Genomic DNA, 18,307 nt, shown 5'->3' with positions numbered 1-18,307 from the left:
TGCTTACAGGCGCTCTAATACTGCGGCAGTGAAGTCGGTTGTACCGAAGCTGCCACCTAAATCGCGGGTTGTGCGGTCGCCGGTAGCAATCACATCAGCCAGTGCTGAGCGGATTTTCTCTGCTTTGTCCTGCATACCCAGATACTCCAGCATTTGGATAGATGCCAGAATAACAGAGCTTGGGTTAGCCAGGTTTTTACCTGCGATATCCGGTGCACTGCCATGTACAGCTTCAAAAATCGCGCAGTCAGCACCAATGTTTGCGCCGGGGGCCATACCCAGGCCACCGACTAAACCAGCACATAAATCTGATAATATGTCGCCAAACAGGTTAGTGGTCACGATAACGTCAAACTGCTGCGGGTTCATCACCAGTTGCATACAGGCGTTATCAACAATCATTTCCTGCGCTTCAATATCCGGGTAACGGGTAGCAACTTCGCGCGCGGTTTTCAGAAATAAACCAGAGGTTGATTTCAGAATATTGGCTTTATGCACGATGGTAACTTTTTTGCGTTTTTCGCGCCGGGCTGTTTCAAAAGCAAATACCGCAATACGTTCTGCACCTTCTCGGGTAACGATGCTGGTGGCTTCTGCAACTAAACCATCGGCAGACACGACCTGGCCATGTCCTGAGTACATACCTTCGGTATTTTCGCGGATGGTAATGATGTCAATATTTTCATAACGGGCTTTGGTGCCTTTGAATGAGATCACCGGGCGCACGTTAGAATACAGGTTGAATTTCTTACGTAAGGTTACGTTAATTGACGTGAAACCTTCACCAACAGGCGTGGTTAACGGACCTTTTAGCGTGATCTTGTTGCGGGCAATTGCATCCAGTGTGGCTTGTGGTAAAAGCTCACCGGTTTTTTCCAGTGCGGTTAAACCGGCGTCTACATATTCATAGTCAAAATCACAGCCAACTTTATCCAATACCTGAATAGCAGCTTCAACAATGCTCGGGCCAATGCCATCGCCTTTAATGACAGTAATAGTTTGTTTGCTCATGGGGATCCTTAGCTGTCGTAATTATTCGGGTCGTAGTTATTCGACGTACTTAATCAGACGTACTTGTTTGAAAACGGCCTCTGGCGGGCCTGAAAACGGCGCAGAATATAGCATTTTTCGGCACATTACGCCAGTTTGCTACGAAGCAGGCGCAGAAATCTCAGTTATACCCTGTATAACGTAAATGAATGTTGTAATAAAACTACAACGACAAGGTCAGTGGGCAGTGACAGTTGCAGCTGGCAGCCAGTTGCGTCAGCCAATGCTGTTTATCTTCTACTGCCGGCAGAAGTGGCTGTTTCAGCGGCTCACTGTCATCAGCAAGTAGCAATACTTTGCAGCTGTGCCAGGCATATGATAGCGCCTGTGCTTTTTGGTCAGCTTGGGGAGCCACGCCATGCAGCCATTGCGTTACCGGCTGTTGCCATGCTGTAAGTTGATAATGGCACAGTAAATCTGACACCTGGGCGTGACAGTTTTGCTGGCGATAAAGGCTGTCAGTAAAATCTTCTGTATTGCCGCGCCGCTGCGTTCCCAGCATCAGGCTGGTGTAGCCATTGCTACTAAACCAGAGCGGCGCGCACAGGCAAAGTGATAACGCCTGCCAATACGCGTCTGAGTGCTGCTCTATACAGAGCAGGCGAAGAGCATGTGCCAGTAATATACTGAACTGGTGCCATAATGCATGTGATGGGTTTTTCAGCCTGGTGAGTTGATAATGTAACTCGGCTTCAGCCAGAATAAAGGGGATCTGCTGCCTGCCAAGCAAGTTCAGCGCCAGATGCAAATTGTTTATCTGTTGCTGTTGCCGGTTTAATTGACTGGCTCTGGCCAGAACCGGAGCTGCCAGCTCTGGCTGTTGTTGCAGATACTGTTCCAGTTGCTTTGTTTCAGCGTCGTATAACTCTGCGAAGCGGGAAGCAGCGCAGAAATTTTCAGTGCTTGGCGCAAGGTCTGAATTGTCCGGCTGGCCCAGGCGCTGTAGTAGCTGTCTGAGCAGAGCAATTTCATAGTCGCTTTTTGTCAACGCGATGCGCAGGCCTATCTGCTGCGATAGAGGTAGCGGTTGGCTGCTCAGATACTCTGCCTGCGTCAGGATCAAGCTAAGAGGATTTTGCAGCCAGTAAGCAACCTTGCGCTCAGTCGGGTAACATCCGGCCAGTATTAACCGCAGACTACTGCTTTGATGGCTTTGTTTTAGTATGTGCGCGGATAAAAGGGCAGGGTAAGCCTGCCATCTGGCGCTTTGTGCCTGCTCAGGCATGGCCTGGCACAATACGCTGCAAAACCCGGCCCGCACGGCAAGCTGCTGAGCCTTTTCCGGCAGTTGATAATGCCTGCATAGCAATAATATGATTTCGATGCGCTGCACTGCGGCAGGCATGTCGGTTTCAGTTTGCAGTAACAGCGCACAGTTTTCAGTTAGTGACAAACGTATCGCCGTTAGCTGCGTGCTCAATTTCAAGGCGGTATCGGGTTCTGAGCGGGTACTCAGATAGCGGGAACTTTGTAATACCAGCGCCTGGTATTGTTTGAATGTGTTAACTTTAGTCTGCACTGCCACGCACAGCCTGATACTGCAATACTGCTGACTCGCCTATTGCAATTAACTGTCTGTTTTTAAACAGCAGCGCAGTGCACTCTGCTGTAGTGGTAATGCCATCGGGGGTGTCGCGGTGTGTACGGTAATATAATACCTGATATAACGTATTGCCTTGCTGTTTCGCTACCGTGATATCTGGCGAGCCCAGCCGATCCAGTACCTGCTGCTGATTAATACCGCTGCTCAGCGTATATTGACTGATGATTTTATGATTAAACACTTCGCGGTCAGCCCAGGTCATTTGCTCTACATCATCCTGATACCAGAACAGTACCGCCAGAGTCAGCAGCACATAAATCAGCACGCCTAAAATAAAGCCACTGAGTTTGCTGATACGAAAGTGTGAGGTAAGACGCTGAATGTTTGCCTGCATATTCATTCTTCCTGCGGGACAATACGCATTTCCTGCAGGTTTAGCCCCAGCTGAACATCCGTCTTTAATGTCAGAATTTGCATAAAAATTTTAATTTGCTCTTTATGCTGCAAAATTTTTTCGCGCAGTTTTTTGTGACAATCCGGATGCTCCAGCGCATCAGTCAGCGTAGCTCCCAATGCCAGTAAATCGTGTGCGCCTTTTGGGCCAATGCCGTTTACGCCGGGAATATTGTTGGTGCTGTCACCCACCAGACTCCAGTACCTTACCAATTGGGTAGTGCTAACGCCGAATTTTTGCTGCACATCTGTTTTATTTTGAAATTGACGGGCAAAAGCATCATAAATCTGAATATTCTGCTCGAGCAGCGGTAAAAAGCCTTTATCGGTTGAAACAATCGTCACTTGTTGCTCATGTTGCGCCATTTTTACTGCAACAGAGGCAATAATGTCGTCGGCTTCATACTCGGCTTGCTGAACACTGTTTATGCCGATTTTTTTTGCAACCTGTTGCAGGTTTTCCAGCGCACCAGCCAATATCGCCGGCATGGGTTTACGATTAGCTTTATAGTCCTGATACAGGGCTTTTCGCCACATACTGTCACGGCCATCAAATACCAGCAGCGCATGGCTTGGGGATAATTCCTGCTGCAGTCTGGTCAGCGCCTGACGCAGCATATTTTCTGTATTGCGGACTATCTGTGCTTTTGTGCTCTCGGCCACGTCATCCGGCAACGGCAGGTAAGGCCGCTCCTGCACGGCATATAAACGCCGTATCAGGTTCAAAGCATCAATAAGCAGTAAATGAGCCATCTAGCGCACAACCCGATAACACGGAATATACTTACTGCCAGGCAATTTCATCCTGCCCTGATCAACAAAAGCCTGTAACAGCGTGTCCATCATTTGCATCAGTTTGGGTTCACCGCTTATCTGGAATGGACCATGTTGGCGTATCGCTTTAATGCCTTCGTCTTTTACGTTACCGGCAACAATACCGGAAAAGGCACGGCGCAGGTTAGCCGCCAGTGTTGCTTTGTCTTGTTCCGGGTGCAAGTCCAGTGCGGCCATGTTCTGATGATTCGGGATAAAAGGCTGCTGGAACCCGGGTTCAATTTGCAGGGTCCAGTTAAAGTGGTAAGCATCTCCTACCGATTTACGGTAATGCCTGACTTCTGCCGCGCCAAGTTTGAGCTTACGCGCCACAGCGGGGGCGTCATCAATAATAATGTCGAACAAGTCCAGTGCTTCTTTGCCGAGCGTATTCTCAATAAAGCTGGCAATTTCACGGAAATAAGCCTCACTCTGTTTCGGTCCGGTTAAAATAACCGGCAATGTTTGCTGTCTGTTATCCTGATGCAGCATGATACCAAGCAGATATAACAATTCTTCTGCGGTACCGGCACCGCCTGGAAAAACGATTATACCGTGTGCCACCCGGACAAAGGCCTCCAGCCGTTTTTCGATATCAGGCAGTATTACCAGCTCATTGACGATAGGGTTTGGTGGCTCTGCTGCAATAATTCCCGGCTCGGTCAGCCCCAGATACCGGCCACTGCTGCGGCGCTGTTTATTATGACCTATGGTGGCGCCTTTCATTGGCCCTTTCATGGCTCCCGGGCCGCAGCCGGTACAAATATCCATGCCGCGCAGGCCAAGCTCATAACCTACTTCTTTGGTATATTTGTATTCGGTTTCATTAATCGAGTGGCCACCCCAGCAAACAATCATATTGGGTTCGTTACTGGCATCAATAACCCGGGCGTTACGCAAAATATCAAATACTGTATGGGTAATGTGTGGGCCGAGGCTTAAATCGAGCCAGCTTTTATTGCTTTGCAGGCGGCTGTGGTAAAACAAAATATCTCTTAACACTGCAAACAAATGCTCATGTATGCCTTTTATTATCTGGCCATCAACAAAAGCACTTTGTGGCGGGTTGAACAATTCAATTTTAATACCGCGCTCACGGCTAATCAGGTTGACTGAAAAGTCTTTGTATTGCTCATATATTTCTGCAGAACTGTCTGTGTGGCTGCCTACGTTTAATACAGCAAGGCAGCAGTTACGAAACAGGCGGAAGGCCTCTTGCTGGGTGTTTTGCTTTAAATGGTCTACTTCTAATTGTGATAACAGATCCATAGACCCTAACGGGTTTAGCTGCACATGCATATGTGCTCCTTAAATAGTGATAAAATCCGCTACTCGCTGGCGGGTTTTAAAATGACTTTGTCCCGGCCCGATCTCTTGGCTTCATACAAGGCTTCGTCTGCACGGTCAAACGCACTGCGGCTGGTATCTTTTATACCAAATTGTGTTGCGCCGAATGAAATCGTGATAGGAACACTGACATTTTTGAATTTAAACGGGATTTTCCTGATTTTCTCTCTCAAAGCATTCAACGGTACCTCAAGCTCTGCCAGCGATGTTTCAGGAAACAGAATAATAAATTCCTCGCCACCGTAACGGGCGATGAAATCGGTCTCACGCAGGTTTAATTTTAGCGTCTTGGCTATAACTTTGAGTGTTTTATCGCCAGCACTGTGGCCGTAGTTGTCATTGATGCTTTTAAAATGGTCAACGTCTGCCAATACCACGCAAAGTGGCTTCTTATAACGCTGCCAGCGTTTAATCTCCAACTGGTAACGTTCATCAAATGCAGCACGGTTCGGGATCTCGGTAAGGGCGTCTTGTAAGCTGCGAAAGCTCTGATCTGAAATACGTTTTTTAAAGGTTAACGCTTCGCTTTCCAGTTCATGTAACCGCTGCTCCATGTCACCAAGTGTCAGCTGCAGGTTATGCCGTTCTTGCTGCTCCAATTGATCTTTTTCACGCAGCGAGCTGGTAATTGCAGACAGCTTGTCACTCACCAGCGTTTTTAACTGTTCAAGTGATGTGGCTTTCTCGCTGGCGGCGCCCAGGTGAACAATCTGCTGTTCAATTTGCTGATTCAGTACCTGCATGCGCTCTTTTAGCGCAGAAGAAGTGCTTAGTGATGAAACAACGGTTTGTTGTACGCTGGACAACGCATCATTTAACTTCAACAGAAAATGTTCTGCTGATTGCCGTTCCCGGTTGATGCTGTTGATAATAATGCCGATCGTTTTAAGGCAAGCTTCGAGCAGGGCGTCGATAGGTAGTTTTTCCAGCAAACTATGGCGGATCTTATCCATCTCTGCTGCGCTATCTTCGGCAAAGGCCAGCTCGCTGAGCAGGTTTGTCAGCTCGACACTAATCTGGCGGCAAATATGGCTGTAGCGGTCATCATCTGCACAGTCGCTGGTTAATTGTTGCTTCGCTTCCAGTGCGTGTTGGTATAGCCTGGTTAAGTCATTCAGGTGGGGTAAAAATGCATGTACGGTCGCTGAGGGGCTTTCAACTTTGCCCAGCAGTTCTCTTAAGTCTCGCCTTAGCTGGTCTGGTAAACCTTTCTGTTTTTGCAGAAGTTTGCCTGCTTCTGTCAGGCCGCGCTGCACTTTTTGTACGTCAAGCTGGTGTTTTGCTTCTAACTGTTTCAGGTTTTCGCTGGTGCCTTCAATAAAAGGCAGCAATTTTTCCAGATCAGTACCGCGGTTTAATTCAGTGCGTAATTTCGCCAGCCGGTTATCCAGGTCAACGTCTACGCCTTTGCATGCCAGAGACAATCTGGAAACAAATAAAGCCAGTATTTTAAATTGCGCTTCATAAGTATCTTCCAGCGCTTTACGGGCTTTGAGGGCATCAGTTAGTTGTTGTTTAGTGTCGTCCTGCAAGGGCATCAACCATCAACCATTTCGTTAAATACATGTTTAATCTTAAGTATATCGACTATCGCTGCAAAAGCGATCACTGTTTGTACTCAAATAAGACTTTTGCACAAAAAAAACGGGCCAAAAGGCCCGTCATAGTAGGGAATGTTTTTATTCAGGTTTACTTCTTACACAGATAGTAAGGTAACCATGATTGTTCTTCAGTAGAGGTCAGGTTAAACATAATCAGCATTCCTTGTTGGAACTCACGTCTGATTTTCCCTCAGACGCTGCACATTTAACCAGAAATGTCGCCATATTGAAAGTTGGTTTGTAATGTTTCTTATGTGTTTTCAGTTTTTCTTCTGAAAGTACCCGGTTTAATCACGTTTTTACCTTGTTTAAGCTGATTTATGCCTCTGGTTGTGCTTTTTTGTGAAAGCTGAGGTGTAATATTACATTTTACTGTCTGCTGAGGCGGATAGCCGGAGGTTTACAAGGTTCACTGGCACGCCATGGGTTTATATCCAGCCCGCCACGACGTGTGTACCGGGCGTAAACGGCTAAAAAAGACGGCTGGCAGCGTAGCCAGATGTCAGTAAAAATACGCTCAACGCACTGTTCGTGAAACTCATTGTGGCTGCGAAAGCTGATTAGATAGCGTAGTAGTGCCTCATGATCCAGTGCTTTGCCCCGGTAGTGGATATACACACTGGCCCAATCAGGCTGTGAGGTGATAAGGCAGTTAGATTTTAATAAATGTGAGTGTAAGCGCTCTTCAGTGATATCTGCATCAGGTTGCAGTTGTAGCAGGCTGGCATCGTACTGGTACTGGTTAATTTCAATGTCTAAATCATCAATACAGCGGCCTGGGATCCAGGTCGGCTGAAACGTGGTAATTTCATTAACGTTGTGCAGGCTGACTTTAACCGGCTTACCGGCACAGGCAGATAAATCTTGCTGCAGATGCTTGTAAACCTGGCCCAAATCGGTAAACCGGCTTTGATTAAAACTGTTCAGATACAGTTTAAAAGATTTGGATTCGATAAGATTGGCCGAATCAAACGGCACGACAAAAGTCGCAAGCGCCACCATAGGTTTGCCTTTAGCGTTTAGCCATGACAGTTCATAACCGTGCCAGATATCCTGGCCAACAAAAGGTAAAGCAGTGGCGTCCAGGCCAATATCGTCCCGTCCGAGGCTGCGCGGCACAGCTTGCAATAAACTGGCATCATATTTATCGGCGTAGGCGGTGGCTTTACCCAGGCTGAGCCCGGCAAGTAAATCTGAGTTAAGGCTTGTCATGTCTGTTGATGTCATCGCTTTGCTTTGGCGTTACAATGGCGCAAGTTTATCATAAAGTCTGATGGAAGATCGCGTGGCGCTAGAGAGCAATTACACCCATTTTGTGCAGCAAGCCGTGACTTGGTACAAGCAGAATCAACAATCTTTACTGACCTGGTGCGATCCGGACAGCCCGTCTCCTTGTCAGCTCGGTGCGATACAAAATAATTCCGTGCAGTGGCAACCTGTTCTGCAACAGCAACCGGCTGATTATCGCAATGTAGAACAGGCACTTGAGTTAACGCTGCATCAGGACATCAAGCGTTTCTACCAGCTTTACTATGGCGCAGGTTTATCTGCCTTGCATCAGCGCGGTAAGTTGATGCTGCTGATGGTGTGGAACGAAGACGATGTAAAGCGGTTACAGGAAAATATCATCGGCCATGTCATTATGAAGCGGCGTCTGAAACAGCGGGAAACCGTGTTTTTTGCCACAACAGAAGATGACGATATTCTGCTGTCGGTATTAAACAGCACGGGCGAGGTGTATCTTGAACATGTTGGTCAGGAAGTTACAGAAAAGCTCTCTGATAATCTGGCCGATTTTATTGCCGCACTGCAACCATGCAGTTACGACGGGCTTTGACAATCCCAGGCTATATTGCTGATTAAACGGCAGCTAACGCATTTAAAATCAAATATACCATGCAAAGGTTGGCTTAAGCGCCAGTCACCGCTACAGCCGGGGCAGCTTTTACCGGCTTCGGTTGCACAGTTATCGCTGCTGCCGCTGTACAAAGCATAAAACACCGGCGTGAGACTGATACGTTCAATACGACGGGCCAGAGCGCGCCCTTGCTGATTCAGTTTACTGTTAAGCTGCTGCAGGCTACGTTCTGCGCTTTTATGCAATACCCGATTTTGCTGCATCTGAATCTCATCCAGCGCCTGATACTGCAGTTGCCAGCGGATTAATTGCTCATGATCATCGGTAAGCGCAGACAATTTGTATAAGGGGACCGGAGCAAAGTGTTCACCACAGCGCAGCGGTGAGCAGGTTTCGTTAAAGCGACTGTACAAAATATAGTAATCACTGTTCAGGCAGGGATCGGTATGAGATGACATCAAGTCCATACCCAGTATTTGCCATTGTGGGTAAGCCAGTCCCGCACTGGCCAGTTGGTCAAGCGCTGTATTGCCGCGCTGGCTGTGATACGGCTGCTGCAGTGCATCTTCTGCTGGCAATACGACCCTGCTGTTGAATCTGTCTTGCTGCCAGGCCGTGGGGAATTCACGTCCCAATACCTGACCATTAAAAATCAGCGCTTCGATATAACGCCGGATGGCTGCTTCTGCCTGGTCAAAGTTGGTGTCGGCAATGATTTTAAAGCTTAATTCAGCAAGATACATGTTGTTACTCCAGCTTGCTGAGCAAGAGGTCCAGTTTAGCCTCGATACGTTGTAGCCGGGCAGTGATGTCCTCAGCGTGGGGTTCATTCTGCTGCATATCTGTCTGCTCAGGCAGATCAGACGCATCGTCAGCATATACCGGGTTATTACGCCAATGCTGGTATGCCGCAAATAGTTGCTGCGGTGCCAGCCTCCCGGCCAGGCGGGCCCGGAACAATGCCAGGCTAGGTGTTTTGCCTTCTTGCTGCAACTTTGCTGCAACCTGTTGCAGTAACTGTACCGCGTCGGTCATGTTATTTGCCTGTTTGACTAACTATTAGTGGAATTTACCACTGTTTTCAGCATGGCGATAGCTGCTGTTTTTTAATTAATTGTTTTCAAAGGTTTTTATCGGTGGCATAGTCTTTGCTGTTGTTGGCTGCGGTCAAGTTGATGGCCCTTTAATCATAACAACACAGGAAGATCATTATGTTAGCAAAAGTATTTGTTACGGCGGCTCTGGCAGTAACCTTATCAGGATGTGTAGTAGCAGTAGGTGGCGACCACGACTTCGAACGTGATGATAGCAGCTGGAAGAAAACGCAGCGCTATAATCAGGAACAAATCAATAAGCTGACATTGCAGATGAGTGCTGAAGATATCCGCACCTTGCTTGGCACGCCGGACTTTACTGAATCATTTAATAAAGATGGTGAAACAGTGCAGGTACTGTTTTACCGTACCCATCATCAGAAAAGCGACGGCAAAACGACAAAAGATGAATGTACACCCTTGGTGTTTAAACAAAATCGCTTAACGGGCTGGGGCGATAAAGCTTATCAGTATCTGTAACCGTGCATGCCTCAGCAGCGGCGATGCTGCTGAGGCATGGCTATTTAATGCATTAGTGTATTTAGCTCATCAATCACTTCGCACCATTCTGCATCTTGTTTCAGTGACTCGCGTAGGAAGCTGGCCTGGGCCTGGTTCCAGAATGGCGCATCCTGGATAGCGGTGCCGGGCGACAATTTATGCTGGCGGATAAACTGCGCCATCGCTTGCTCGTTATTTTCCAGGCCGAGCTGCGCAAAAAGCGTTCTTAATGAATGTTCTGAGGTGTCCATGTGTTCCTCCTTTAAGGTGTGTCACGGGTTCTTTAGCTTAGTCAATCCAACTTCGTTTTGCTGCGACTGCCTGCTTGGCAACAACAAACCTTACTGCTATTGTGGATAAAAAAACAACAATATCACCGGGGCCTGTATGTTAGCTGAATTGAATACCATAGCGCTGGATCGGTTAAAAGCCGTTTTACTGAGTGCAGATGAACTGAAACTAGCAGCATCTTTACTGTATCAATCTTATTATGATGATCCGTTGTTTATGGAGATCTTCCGCGCTGATAAGGCTGACTACGAGCAGCGTTTAAGGGCTGCAATACGTGAGGAACTGAATACCTTCTGGCAGGCAAAGCAGCCAATAGTCGGGCTGTTTCAGGCGGAGCAGTTATTTGGCGTTGCCTGCGTCATTGAACCAGATTCGGGTATCGGTAGCAGCAGGTTATGGCACTGGCGGTTAAAAATGTTGCTGACAGCCGGTTATGTATCAACAAAGCAGTTGCTGGAGAAAGAGCAGAAAATTCATGCCGCTATGCCGGCACAGCGTTACCACATGCTGGCGTTTATTGCTGTTGCTCCCAAGCAGCAGCATCTGGGGCTGGGGCATTACCTCATCCATGCTGTTGACTCTATTGTTGATAAAGATGAATCATCAGCCGGTATAGGTGTGTTTGTGACACTGGAGAAGTACAAAGCATTTTTCGCAGATGACAGATATCAGGCCGTCACCGAGCTGGCGTTTAACACGGTAAGCGGTACGCTGATGTTCCGTCAGCGACAGCAACCCCAAAACTAACAAACAGGTAACGCCAGCCTATGAGTAAATTCAGCAGTTTTGCCCAGTTTTACCCGTACTATTTAAGTGAGCATCGTCATCCGGTGTGCCGGGCATTGCATTACATTGGCAGTGCACTGGTGATTATAGTGCTGTTATATGCCTTATGGACTCAGCAATGGCGTTGGTTATGGCTGTTACCGCTGATTGGTTACGGTTTTGCCTGGGTCGGGCATTTTGCCTTTGAACATAACAAGCCTGCAACCTTTAAGCACCCGTTATACAGTCTGGCCGCAGACTGGGTCATGTTAAAAGACTTTCTGACCGGCCAGCTCAAATATAAGCTGCCGGCTAATTAATACGGTATGCCGGCAGATTAAATGCTGCCAGTCGCATGCCGCTGAGCAACAATTCAGCCTGATAACGGCTTTCGCCATCACCGCTAAAATCAACCTGATAGACGGTAATAAAGCGTAACCTGCCATCAACTTTTCTTACGCTGTGGCCGCTACGGCCGCAATCAAGCAGCTGCAACTGTTGTTGCTGACACAATTGTCGGGCAATAACAAATGCGCGTTCATCCTGTTTGCGCTGCATCCAGAATAAATAACAAATACTGCTGATAAACAGCAGCAGTAACACCGGCCCCATATCATACTCCTCATCGCTATCGGCAGATAATGCTGACTGCCAACGCGCTTTGCAAGGGCTGGCTGCGATCTTCGCTTATGGTAAACTGCCTGCTTGATAAAGAGGATGCTATGCCTGATACAATACAACAGCTGCTAAATGCCCTTGAAGCAGAATTAAAACAGCAGCAATTATGGAGTACTTCGCCGCCTGATACTCAGGCGCTGGCCAGTACGCTGCCATTTTGCGTTGACACCTTACCTTTAGAACAATGGTTACAGTTTATTTTTCTGCCCAGAATGCAGGCATTAGTTGATGCCAGATTAAGTTTACCCGGCAAAATTGGCATCCTGCCAATAGCAGAAGAAGCATTTAAACAGCACGGTGAAAGGGTAGCGGCCTTACTCATGATTATTGCCCGTATCGACACCTATGCAGTGGGGACGCCATGAGTTCAGCTGTGCCTTTTGTGCTTAATGCACCGCTTAATATTGTGTATCAGGACGAGTATCTGGTTGCAGTCGATAAACCAAGTGGCATGTTAGTGCACCGCTCGTTTTTAGATAAACATGAAACTGTGTTTGTTATGCAGACACTACGTGATCAGATTAACCAACATGTGTTTCCGGTACACCGGCTGGACAGGCCGACCTCTGGTGTATTGCTGTTCGCCTTATCTGCCGATGTTGCCCGGCTACTCGGTCAGCAGCAGGAACAGCAGCTTTGGCGTAAGTATTATCTGGCGGTGGTGCGCGGCTTTTTAATGCAAGGAGGCGAGCTGGATTATCCGCTGAAAGAGGAACTGGATAAAATTGCCGATAAGTTTAGCCGTGATGATAAAGCACCTCAGCAAGCTGTTAGCCGTTATCAGCCATTGCACCAGATTGAGCTGCCGATCCCGGTCAGTAAATACCCTGCTGCGCGTTACTCTTTAGTGGCGCTGCAACCGCTGACAGGGCGCAAACATCAGCTGCGCCGGCATCTGGCTCATTTGCGTCATCCGATTGTTGGTGATACCAGCCACGGCGACGGTAAGCATAATGCGCTGTTTAAACAACACTTTAATTGTCGCCGCCTGATGTTAGTGGCAAAGCAGCTACAATTGCCGCATCCGGTAACCGGCGAACCTTTATGTCTGTCAGCGGGTCTTAACGGGCTTGAGCCGCTGTTTGCCAACTTTGGCTGGCCGACAGAGCAGGCATATTATCAGCAGCAGTTTGCTGCGCTTTTTACGGAGAAAACATGACCAAAGTCGCGCTAATTGTAGGTACTGTGTATGGCGCCGCCGAGTATGTTGGCGAACAGGCGCAGGCACTGCTAAAAGAGCTGGGCTATCAGACAATGCTGTTTAATGAAGCGAAGCTTGATGATGTACTGAGTTTTAATGCCGATATCTGGCTGGTGATTAGCTCGACAACGGGGCAGGGCGATATTCCTGATAACCTGTTGCCGTTCTATCTTGATGTGCAAAACCGCTTTCCACTGCTAACCGGCAAGCAATTTGCGGTAATTGCATTAGGTGACAGCAGCTACGACACGTTTTGCGGTGCAGGCGAGCAATTACAGGCATTATTGCAGGAAATTCAGGGCAGCGAGCTGGCGCCGATGCTGCGTATCGACGCCGGTGAAACGCTGGAACCTGAAACAATAGCCTTGCCATGGCTGAAGCAGCATTTTACTGCTCTGGGCTAGCAATATTTATCCAGTTTATTGTAAGCCCTGGCGCCCGGTGCTTTAAGTGCCGGGTCATTCTGCAGTGCTAACCGGTCAACCCACATCGCCGTTGCGCCACATACCGCAATGGGCATTACAAACAGGTTAAATAGCGGGATCATACAGGCGATGTTGACAGTAACGCCGAAGGCAAAACTGTTACCCGGCTGATTACGCAGCTGTTGGCGCATAGTACGAAAATCTATCTTATGGTTGTCGTAAGGGTAATCCACGTATTGAATAGCAAGCAGCCAGCTGGTAAACAAAAACCATAAAATGGGGCCTACCACCGGCAAAAACAGAAACAGGATAAAAAGAATAATAGCACGCGGCAGCGCGTACAAAAGCTTCTGCCACTCACGGCCCAGCATCCGTGGCATGTCTTTGATAAAACTGCTGATACCGGTATCTGGCAGTGTGTTGCCGGATAAATGTGCCTCAACCTTTTCACTTAACAGGCCGTTAAAAGGGGCGGCAATAAAATTGGCTACCATGGTAAAGCTATAAGCCAGGCCTATAACCAGCGTCATCACACCCAGAGGGATCAGTAAATACTCAAGCCAGTGCAGCCACGAGGGCAGATATTGCTGTACCGCTGCAACCAGTGCATTAACTTGTTGCAGTAAAAAATAAAATGCAAAAGAGAATAACACCAGGTTGATACTTAAGGGTACCAACACAAAACGTTTCAAACCCTTGGTGTGGATCAAACTTAAGCCACGAAAAAAGTAGTACATTAGTTACCCCGGTAGAAAACTGCTACAACTTAGTGGTCAGTATACGATGTGCCAACCGTTGCCGGTGCCACCAGAGCGGCTTTTTTGGTAACAGAATATAACACCGGCAACACAGTGCTGGCATATGATGGCGGTTTTTGTGCTAGAATGCGTCCGTTTTTGGCCGTGCTAGTGCATACGGCGGTAATAATAACTTCAGATAAAGGTGAGATATGGCAATGTTAGGTTCTGCGCTGGTATTTGGCTTAACGACACTGTTTTTACTGGCAGGCTTAACCTGTCTGGTCTCTGCGCTGTTAGTGCCAGCTGAAGTTGGCCCGGAAAAACGTTTCGAAAAGCGCCTTGAATACTCCATGTTTGCGTTAGTTGGTTTGGTTGGTTATGGCGTATTGATGGTGATTGGCTAAGTCAGCCGTTAGCGTGACTACCGTATAAAAAACGGCAGCCGAAGCTGCCGTTTTGCATTTAAGTGATGTGGTGTAATTTATTTTTACTCTACGCTGCGTAGCAGCGCATTGATGCCGACCTTTGCGCGGGTTTGCGCGTCTACTTTTTTCACAATGATGGCGGCATATAAACTGTGAGTACCATCTTTGGCGGGAATAGAACCCGGCACCACTACGGCACCTGCCGGCACGCGTCCATAGCTGATTTCACCGGTTTCACGGTCATAAATGCGGGTGCTTTGGCTTATGTACACGCCCATGGATAACACCGCGCCTTCTTCAACGATAACGCCTTCAACGACTTCAGAGCGGGCACCGATAAAGCAGTTGTCTTCTATAATGGTCGGGTTAGCCTGCAACGGTTCGAGCACCCCCCCAATTCCAACGCCGCCGGATAAATGCACATTCTTGCCAATTTGCGCGCAGCTGCCGACTGTCGCCCAGGTATCGACCATAGTGCCTTCTCCAACATAGGCTCCGATGTTGACGTATGACGGCATTAGTACAACGTTTTTAGCAATATAGCTGCCCCGGCGTACTGCTGCAGGAGGAACCACGCGTACACCGTCAGCACGGAACTGAGCGTCGCTGTAATTGGCGTATTTCATTGCTACTTTGTCAAAGAAACGGTTTTCAGCACCATCCATCACCTGATTGTCATTAATTCGGAACGATAGCAGTACGGCCTTTTTTAACCATTGATGCACGACCCATTCACCGGCAATTTTCTCTGCTACCCGTGCTGTGCCGTTATCCAGCATGCTAAGTGCCGTTTCTACGGCCTGCTTAATTTCGCTGCTAACGCTAGTTGGGGTAATGTCGGCGCGTTGCTCAAATGCGCTCTCAATAATGCTTTTTAACTCTGACATAATGTATTAATTGCCTTCTGTTTGCTGAGATAGTTGCTCGATAAGTGCCCGTTTCAATGCGCTTTGCTGCTCATTAGTAAGGGCCTGATCGTCGCTATTTGAAATCATAAAAAAGTCTTCGGCACGCTCACCGATGGTCGTGATCTTGGCGGCATGAATGTTAACATCACAGCGCTGAAATACTTCACCGATATTGGCCAGTAAGCCTGGGGTGTCGAGTGCGGCTAGCTCTATCATCGTGCGCTTACTGGTATTACCGGGCAGAAAAACGACTTTAGGTGGTACATTAAACTGCCGCATCTGGCGGGATAATCGGGTTTTTTGCCGCGATAGATCCGGTTTACCGGCAATAAATAATTCCAGCGCCCGTTTTATGCTTTGCTGGCGAGACGGCGAGTTTACTGCTTCACCGTTTTGTTCGAGAATGACGAAGGTATCCATCGCATAGCCATCTTTGTTGGTCATGATTTGGGCGTCAAAAATGTTCACTTTTTTGCTGTCCAGTGCAGCCACCAGCCGGGCGAATAATTTCGGCTGATCTTTAGTATAAATAAACACCTGGGTACCGCCGCGGATGGGGGCCTTGCTTATCAATACCAGAGGTTCATCCGGGCTTTTATGCCGTAGTATATGTTCGCAGTGCCAGGCGATTTGCCGCGCACTGTAGCGGGCAAAGTAGTCCGCTTTAATCCGGCTCCATAAATGCAGGATTTCACTTTCGCTAAAGGTTTGCTTCAGCAGCAGTGGCATGGCCTCATTCTGATTCTCACGGATCAGATCGCGCAGGTCCATCGGCTTTTCCAGACCACGGCGAAACGCTTTTTGCGTGGCAAGAAACAGCTCACGCAGCAAGGATCCTTTCCAGTCGTTCCATAGGTTGTCGTTGGTCGCGCGGATATCAGCCAGTGTTAAGCAGTACAGGTAATTCAACCGGGTTTCGTCGCGCACTTTCTCGGCAAACTCGGCGACCACGGCCGGGTCGTGAATATCGCGCCTTTGTGCTGTAACCGACATCAGCAGGTGATGTTCAACCAGCCAGGCAATCAGCTTACTGTCAAAATCACTGAGTTTGTGCAATTTGGCAAATTCGCGTACATCCATGGCGCCAAGCTCAGAGTGGTCGCCGCCACGGCCTTTGGCAATATCATGAAAAATCCCGGCCAGATACAATAGCTCAGGTTTCTCCATTTTTTTGACGATATCACTGCACAGCGGAAACTCGCTTTCATGCTCACTCAGCGTGTACTTATACAGATTTTTCAGCAAGCGGTGAGTGTGTTCATCTACCGTGTAAGCATGAAATAAATCAAATTGCATCTGGCCAACAATGTTGCGCCACTGTGGCAGGTAGGCGGCCAGTACACCGTAGCGGTGCATCAGTGTAATGGCTTTGTCCATACCGCGAGGGTGGCGGATAATGGCCAGGAACAGCTGGCGGCAGGCCTCATAGTCTTGTAAATCACCCATCAAACGGCGCCGTACCTGGCGGATTAAACGCATGGTTGAGGAATGCACACCGGTGATATTAGAGTTGTTGGCGATATGCCAGAACAGCCGCAGCAGGTTATCGCGCCTTGCAAACACGGCATTATCACGCGCGACAATTAAGTGGCCCTGCAGCTCGAAATAGTCATCCAGGATCAGCGTTTTGACTTTCTCTTTGTGGTTTAAAATGCTGCCGTCGAAATGTTGTAGCAGCATTTCGTTCAGTTCGCTGACACGTTGTACGGTGCGGAAAAAGCGCTTCATCATCCGCTCTACTGATGCTTTGCCATCGGCGCCAAAGCCCAGCCGCTCTGCTACAGCGGGTTGATAGTCAAACAGAATACGGTTTTCATTGCGACCGGCTTCCATATGCAGTGCAAAGCGCATCTGCCAAAGATAGGCTTCACATTCCATCAGTTCCTGATATTCATCCTCAGTCAGGTACTGGTAAGCCACCAGTTCGCGCATGGTGCGGGTTTGGAAGTGACGTTTGGCTACCCAGCCGATGGTCTGAATATCACGCAGGCCACCAGGGTTGGCTTTTAAATTTGGCTCCAGGTTATAAGCTGTACCATGATACTGGGCATGGCGCTGCTGTTGTTCATGGCGTTTGGCCTGAAAAAACGCCTGACTGGTCCAGAAGCCGTCTTTACTGACTTCATGCTGCAACTGCTCAAACAAAGCCTTATTGCCGGTGAGCAGGCGCATTTCCAACAGATTAGTGGCGATGGTTATGTCGTCTTTGCCCAGTTTGACCGACTCTTTGACGGTGCGTACGCTGTGGCCCACTTCAAGCCGTAAGTCCCACAGCAGCGTAATAAACTGACCTATAGCATCCCGCTGCGATGCCGATAGCTTTCCTTCAGAGAGGATCAGTAAGTCGATATCAGAGCACGGGTGCAGTTCGCCGCGGCCGTAACCGCCAACCGCAATCAGGCTTAAATCTTTACTTTTGTGTAAGCCAAATTGATGCCACAGCTGCACCAGTACATCGTCGATAAAGCGGGCTCTGGCTTTAACCAGTACATTGACCGGATGCTGAGAGAAACTTTTACCTAACCAGTCCTGGAAATCGGCAAAATGCTTTTTATAGCTGTCCAGGCTGTAACTGTCCGGAAGCGCTTTGCTATAGGTTACCGCCTGGCTCATA

22 protein-coding genes are annotated in these 18,307 nt (G+C 48.3%); 8 read left to right on the top strand and 14 right to left on the bottom strand.

The window, feature by feature from the left end:
- Positions 1-3 precede the first annotated feature (3 nt).
- The 7 genes from AC5SV9_RS05630 to queF all read right to left on the bottom strand — a co-directional run bounded on the left by AC5SV9_RS05630 (position 4) and on the right by queF (position 8,034).
- Positions 4-1,011, bottom strand: a complete 1,008-nt coding sequence (locus tag AC5SV9_RS05630) for an isocitrate dehydrogenase (protein ID WP_475147051.1) — start codon at positions 1,009-1,011, stop codon at positions 4-6.
- A gap of 202 nt (positions 1,012-1,213) precedes the next feature.
- On the bottom strand, positions 1,214-2,575 hold the full coding sequence (locus tag AC5SV9_RS05625) for a hypothetical protein (protein WP_475147049.1): 1,362 nt from the start codon (positions 2,573-2,575) through the stop codon (positions 1,214-1,216).
- Positions 2,559-2,987 carry a DUF3192 domain-containing protein gene (locus AC5SV9_RS05620; protein ID WP_475147047.1) on the bottom strand — a complete coding sequence of 143 codons (429 nt, stop codon included), beginning with the start codon at positions 2,985-2,987 and terminating at the stop codon, positions 2,559-2,561. Before AC5SV9_RS05620 ends, AC5SV9_RS05625 begins: the two co-directional genes overlap by 17 nt.
- A gap of 2 nt (positions 2,988-2,989) precedes the next feature.
- Positions 2,990-3,799, bottom strand: coding sequence for a flap endonuclease Xni (gene xni / locus AC5SV9_RS05615; protein WP_475147044.1), 810 nt, complete (start codon positions 3,797-3,799; stop codon positions 2,990-2,992).
- On the bottom strand, positions 3,800-5,158 hold the full coding sequence (ppnN, locus tag AC5SV9_RS05610; protein WP_475147041.1) for a nucleotide 5'-monophosphate nucleosidase PpnN: 1,359 nt from the start codon (positions 5,156-5,158) through the stop codon (positions 3,800-3,802).
- Positions 5,159-5,187: 29 nt separating this feature from the next.
- Positions 5,188-6,744 (bottom strand): GGDEF domain-containing protein, encoded by a 1,557-nt coding sequence (locus AC5SV9_RS05605; RefSeq protein WP_475147039.1) that lies wholly within the window; start codon positions 6,742-6,744, stop codon positions 5,188-5,190.
- A gap of 432 nt (positions 6,745-7,176) precedes the next feature.
- Entirely contained in the window at positions 7,177-8,034 is an 858-nt protein-coding gene (gene queF, locus AC5SV9_RS05600) for an NADPH-dependent 7-cyano-7-deazaguanine reductase QueF (protein WP_475147036.1), read from the bottom strand.
- 58 nt (positions 8,035-8,092) lie between these two features.
- On the opposite strand from queF, the gene syd reads away from it, so the two are divergent.
- Complete coding sequence (syd, locus tag AC5SV9_RS05595) at positions 8,093-8,644, top strand: SecY-interacting protein (RefSeq protein WP_475147034.1); 552 nt, start codon at positions 8,093-8,095, stop codon at positions 8,642-8,644.
- Here the strand turns inward: syd and AC5SV9_RS05590 are convergent.
- On the bottom strand, positions 8,629-9,408 hold the full coding sequence (locus AC5SV9_RS05590) for a Zn-ribbon-containing protein (RefSeq protein ID WP_475147032.1): 780 nt from the start codon (positions 9,406-9,408) through the stop codon (positions 8,629-8,631). The genes syd and AC5SV9_RS05590 overlap by 16 nt on opposite strands.
- A 4-nt stretch (positions 9,409-9,412) precedes the next feature.
- Positions 9,413-9,700 (bottom strand): hypothetical protein, encoded by a 288-nt coding sequence (locus tag AC5SV9_RS05585; RefSeq protein WP_475147030.1) that lies wholly within the window; start codon positions 9,698-9,700, stop codon positions 9,413-9,415.
- Positions 9,701-9,876: 176 nt separating this feature from the next.
- Between AC5SV9_RS05585 and AC5SV9_RS05580 the strand changes: the two genes are divergently transcribed.
- On the top strand, positions 9,877-10,239 hold the full coding sequence (locus AC5SV9_RS05580; protein WP_134057161.1) for a DUF3192 domain-containing protein: 363 nt from the start codon (positions 9,877-9,879) through the stop codon (positions 10,237-10,239).
- A gap of 44 nt (positions 10,240-10,283) precedes the next feature.
- Here the strand turns inward: AC5SV9_RS05580 and AC5SV9_RS05575 are convergent, their stop codons facing one another.
- Entirely contained in the window at positions 10,284-10,511 is a 228-nt protein-coding gene (locus tag AC5SV9_RS05575; RefSeq protein WP_226767617.1) for a DUF2789 domain-containing protein, read from the bottom strand.
- A gap of 136 nt (positions 10,512-10,647) precedes the next feature.
- Between AC5SV9_RS05575 and AC5SV9_RS05570 the strand changes: the two genes are divergently transcribed.
- Positions 10,648-11,298 (top strand): GNAT family N-acetyltransferase, encoded by a 651-nt coding sequence (locus AC5SV9_RS05570; RefSeq protein ID WP_475147028.1) that lies wholly within the window; start codon positions 10,648-10,650, stop codon positions 11,296-11,298.
- Between the two features lie 20 nt (positions 11,299-11,318).
- The gene (locus tag AC5SV9_RS05565; RefSeq protein WP_475147026.1) at positions 11,319-11,636 is read left to right on the top strand and encodes an Mpo1-like protein; all 318 of its coding nucleotides are present in this window, start codon (positions 11,319-11,321) and stop codon (positions 11,634-11,636) included.
- On the opposite strand, the gene AC5SV9_RS05560 is transcribed toward AC5SV9_RS05565, so the two are convergent.
- Positions 11,629-11,928: a DUF3301 domain-containing protein gene (locus AC5SV9_RS05560; RefSeq protein ID WP_475147024.1), complete on the bottom strand. Its 300-nt coding sequence runs from the start codon at positions 11,926-11,928 to the stop codon at positions 11,629-11,631. The genes AC5SV9_RS05565 and AC5SV9_RS05560 overlap by 8 nt on opposite strands.
- 110 nt (positions 11,929-12,038) lie before the next feature.
- On the opposite strand from AC5SV9_RS05560, the gene AC5SV9_RS05555 reads away from it, so the two are divergent.
- Genes AC5SV9_RS05555 through AC5SV9_RS05545 form a run of 3 tightly spaced genes read left to right on the top strand, consistent with a single transcriptional unit; the run spans position 12,039 to position 13,599 of the window.
- Entirely contained in the window at positions 12,039-12,359 is a 321-nt protein-coding gene (locus tag AC5SV9_RS05555; protein WP_475147022.1) for a YqcC family protein, read from the top strand.
- Positions 12,356-13,153, top strand: a complete 798-nt coding sequence (truC, locus tag AC5SV9_RS05550) for a tRNA pseudouridine(65) synthase TruC (protein WP_475147021.1) — start codon at positions 12,356-12,358, stop codon at positions 13,151-13,153. Before AC5SV9_RS05555 ends, truC begins: the two co-directional genes overlap by 4 nt.
- The gene (locus tag AC5SV9_RS05545; protein WP_475147018.1) at positions 13,150-13,599 is read left to right on the top strand and encodes a flavodoxin; all 450 of its coding nucleotides are present in this window, start codon (positions 13,150-13,152) and stop codon (positions 13,597-13,599) included. Before truC ends, AC5SV9_RS05545 begins: the two co-directional genes overlap by 4 nt.
- On the opposite strand, the gene cysZ is transcribed toward AC5SV9_RS05545, so the two are convergent.
- A complete protein-coding gene (gene cysZ, locus AC5SV9_RS05540) occupies positions 13,596-14,357 on the bottom strand; it encodes a sulfate transporter CysZ (protein WP_475147016.1) in 762 nt (253 codons plus the stop codon). The two genes, AC5SV9_RS05545 and cysZ, sit on opposite strands and share 4 nt — an antisense overlap.
- 212 nt (positions 14,358-14,569) lie before the next feature.
- Between cysZ and AC5SV9_RS05535 the strand changes: the two genes are divergently transcribed.
- Positions 14,570-14,764 carry a hypothetical protein gene (locus AC5SV9_RS05535; RefSeq protein WP_134057141.1) on the top strand — a complete coding sequence of 65 codons (195 nt, stop codon included), beginning with the start codon at positions 14,570-14,572 and terminating at the stop codon, positions 14,762-14,764.
- 83 nt (positions 14,765-14,847) lie between these two features.
- Here the strand turns inward: AC5SV9_RS05535 and dapD are convergent, their stop codons facing one another.
- Positions 14,848-15,672, bottom strand: a complete 825-nt coding sequence (gene dapD / locus AC5SV9_RS05530) for a 2,3,4,5-tetrahydropyridine-2,6-dicarboxylate N-succinyltransferase (RefSeq protein ID WP_475147014.1) — start codon at positions 15,670-15,672, stop codon at positions 14,848-14,850.
- 6 nt (positions 15,673-15,678) lie between these two features.
- Positions 15,679-18,306, bottom strand: coding sequence for a bifunctional uridylyltransferase/uridylyl-removing protein GlnD (gene glnD, locus AC5SV9_RS05525; RefSeq protein ID WP_475147012.1), 2,628 nt, complete (start codon positions 18,304-18,306; stop codon positions 15,679-15,681).
- Position 18,307: the final 1 nt, after the last annotated feature.

The organism is Rheinheimera sp. ATLC3 (genome assembly GCF_059429535.1).
Note: the sequence above shows the minus strand (reverse complement) of the source record. Positions and strands in the feature narration are given on the sequence as shown.

Excerpts from the sequence above, each read along its gene's own strand:
- glnD (WP_475147012.1), bottom strand. The coding sequence starts at position 18,306 with ATGAGCCAGGCGGTAACCTATAGCAAAGCGCTTCCGGACAGTTACAGC.
- AC5SV9_RS05560 (WP_475147024.1), bottom strand. The coding sequence starts at position 11,928 with ATGGGGCCGGTGTTACTGCTGCTGTTTATCAGCAGTATTTGTTATTTA.
- xni (WP_475147044.1), bottom strand. The coding sequence starts at position 3,799 with ATGGCTCATTTACTGCTTATTGATGCTTTGAACCTGATACGGCGTTTA.
- AC5SV9_RS05535 (WP_134057141.1), top strand. The coding sequence starts at position 14,570 with ATGGCAATGTTAGGTTCTGCGCTGGTATTTGGCTTAACGACACTGTTT.
- AC5SV9_RS05575 (WP_226767617.1), bottom strand. The coding sequence starts at position 10,511 with ATGGACACCTCAGAACATTCATTAAGAACGCTTTTTGCGCAGCTCGGC.
- AC5SV9_RS05545 (WP_475147018.1), top strand. The coding sequence starts at position 13,150 with ATGACCAAAGTCGCGCTAATTGTAGGTACTGTGTATGGCGCCGCCGAG.
- AC5SV9_RS05565 (WP_475147026.1), top strand. The coding sequence starts at position 11,319 with ATGAGTAAATTCAGCAGTTTTGCCCAGTTTTACCCGTACTATTTAAGT.
- AC5SV9_RS05555 (WP_475147022.1), top strand. The coding sequence starts at position 12,039 with ATGCCTGATACAATACAACAGCTGCTAAATGCCCTTGAAGCAGAATTA.
- AC5SV9_RS05605 (WP_475147039.1), bottom strand. The coding sequence starts at position 6,744 with ATGCCCTTGCAGGACGACACTAAACAACAACTAACTGATGCCCTCAAA.
- AC5SV9_RS05630 (WP_475147051.1), bottom strand. The coding sequence starts at position 1,011 with ATGAGCAAACAAACTATTACTGTCATTAAAGGCGATGGCATTGGCCCG.
- AC5SV9_RS05570 (WP_475147028.1), top strand. The coding sequence starts at position 10,648 with ATGTTAGCTGAATTGAATACCATAGCGCTGGATCGGTTAAAAGCCGTT.
- AC5SV9_RS05585 (WP_475147030.1), bottom strand. The coding sequence starts at position 9,700 with ATGACCGACGCGGTACAGTTACTGCAACAGGTTGCAGCAAAGTTGCAG.
- truC (WP_475147021.1), top strand. The coding sequence starts at position 12,356 with ATGAGTTCAGCTGTGCCTTTTGTGCTTAATGCACCGCTTAATATTGTG.
- cysZ (WP_475147016.1), bottom strand. The coding sequence starts at position 14,357 with ATGTACTACTTTTTTCGTGGCTTAAGTTTGATCCACACCAAGGGTTTG.
- AC5SV9_RS05580 (WP_134057161.1), top strand. The coding sequence starts at position 9,877 with ATGTTAGCAAAAGTATTTGTTACGGCGGCTCTGGCAGTAACCTTATCA.
- AC5SV9_RS05620 (WP_475147047.1), bottom strand. The coding sequence starts at position 2,987 with ATGCAGGCAAACATTCAGCGTCTTACCTCACACTTTCGTATCAGCAAA.
- dapD (WP_475147014.1), bottom strand. The coding sequence starts at position 15,672 with ATGTCAGAGTTAAAAAGCATTATTGAGAGCGCATTTGAGCAACGCGCC.
- AC5SV9_RS05590 (WP_475147032.1), bottom strand. The coding sequence starts at position 9,408 with ATGTATCTTGCTGAATTAAGCTTTAAAATCATTGCCGACACCAACTTT.
- queF (WP_475147036.1), bottom strand. The coding sequence starts at position 8,034 with ATGACATCAACAGACATGACAAGCCTTAACTCAGATTTACTTGCCGGG.
- ppnN (WP_475147041.1), bottom strand. The coding sequence starts at position 5,158 with ATGCATGTGCAGCTAAACCCGTTAGGGTCTATGGATCTGTTATCACAA.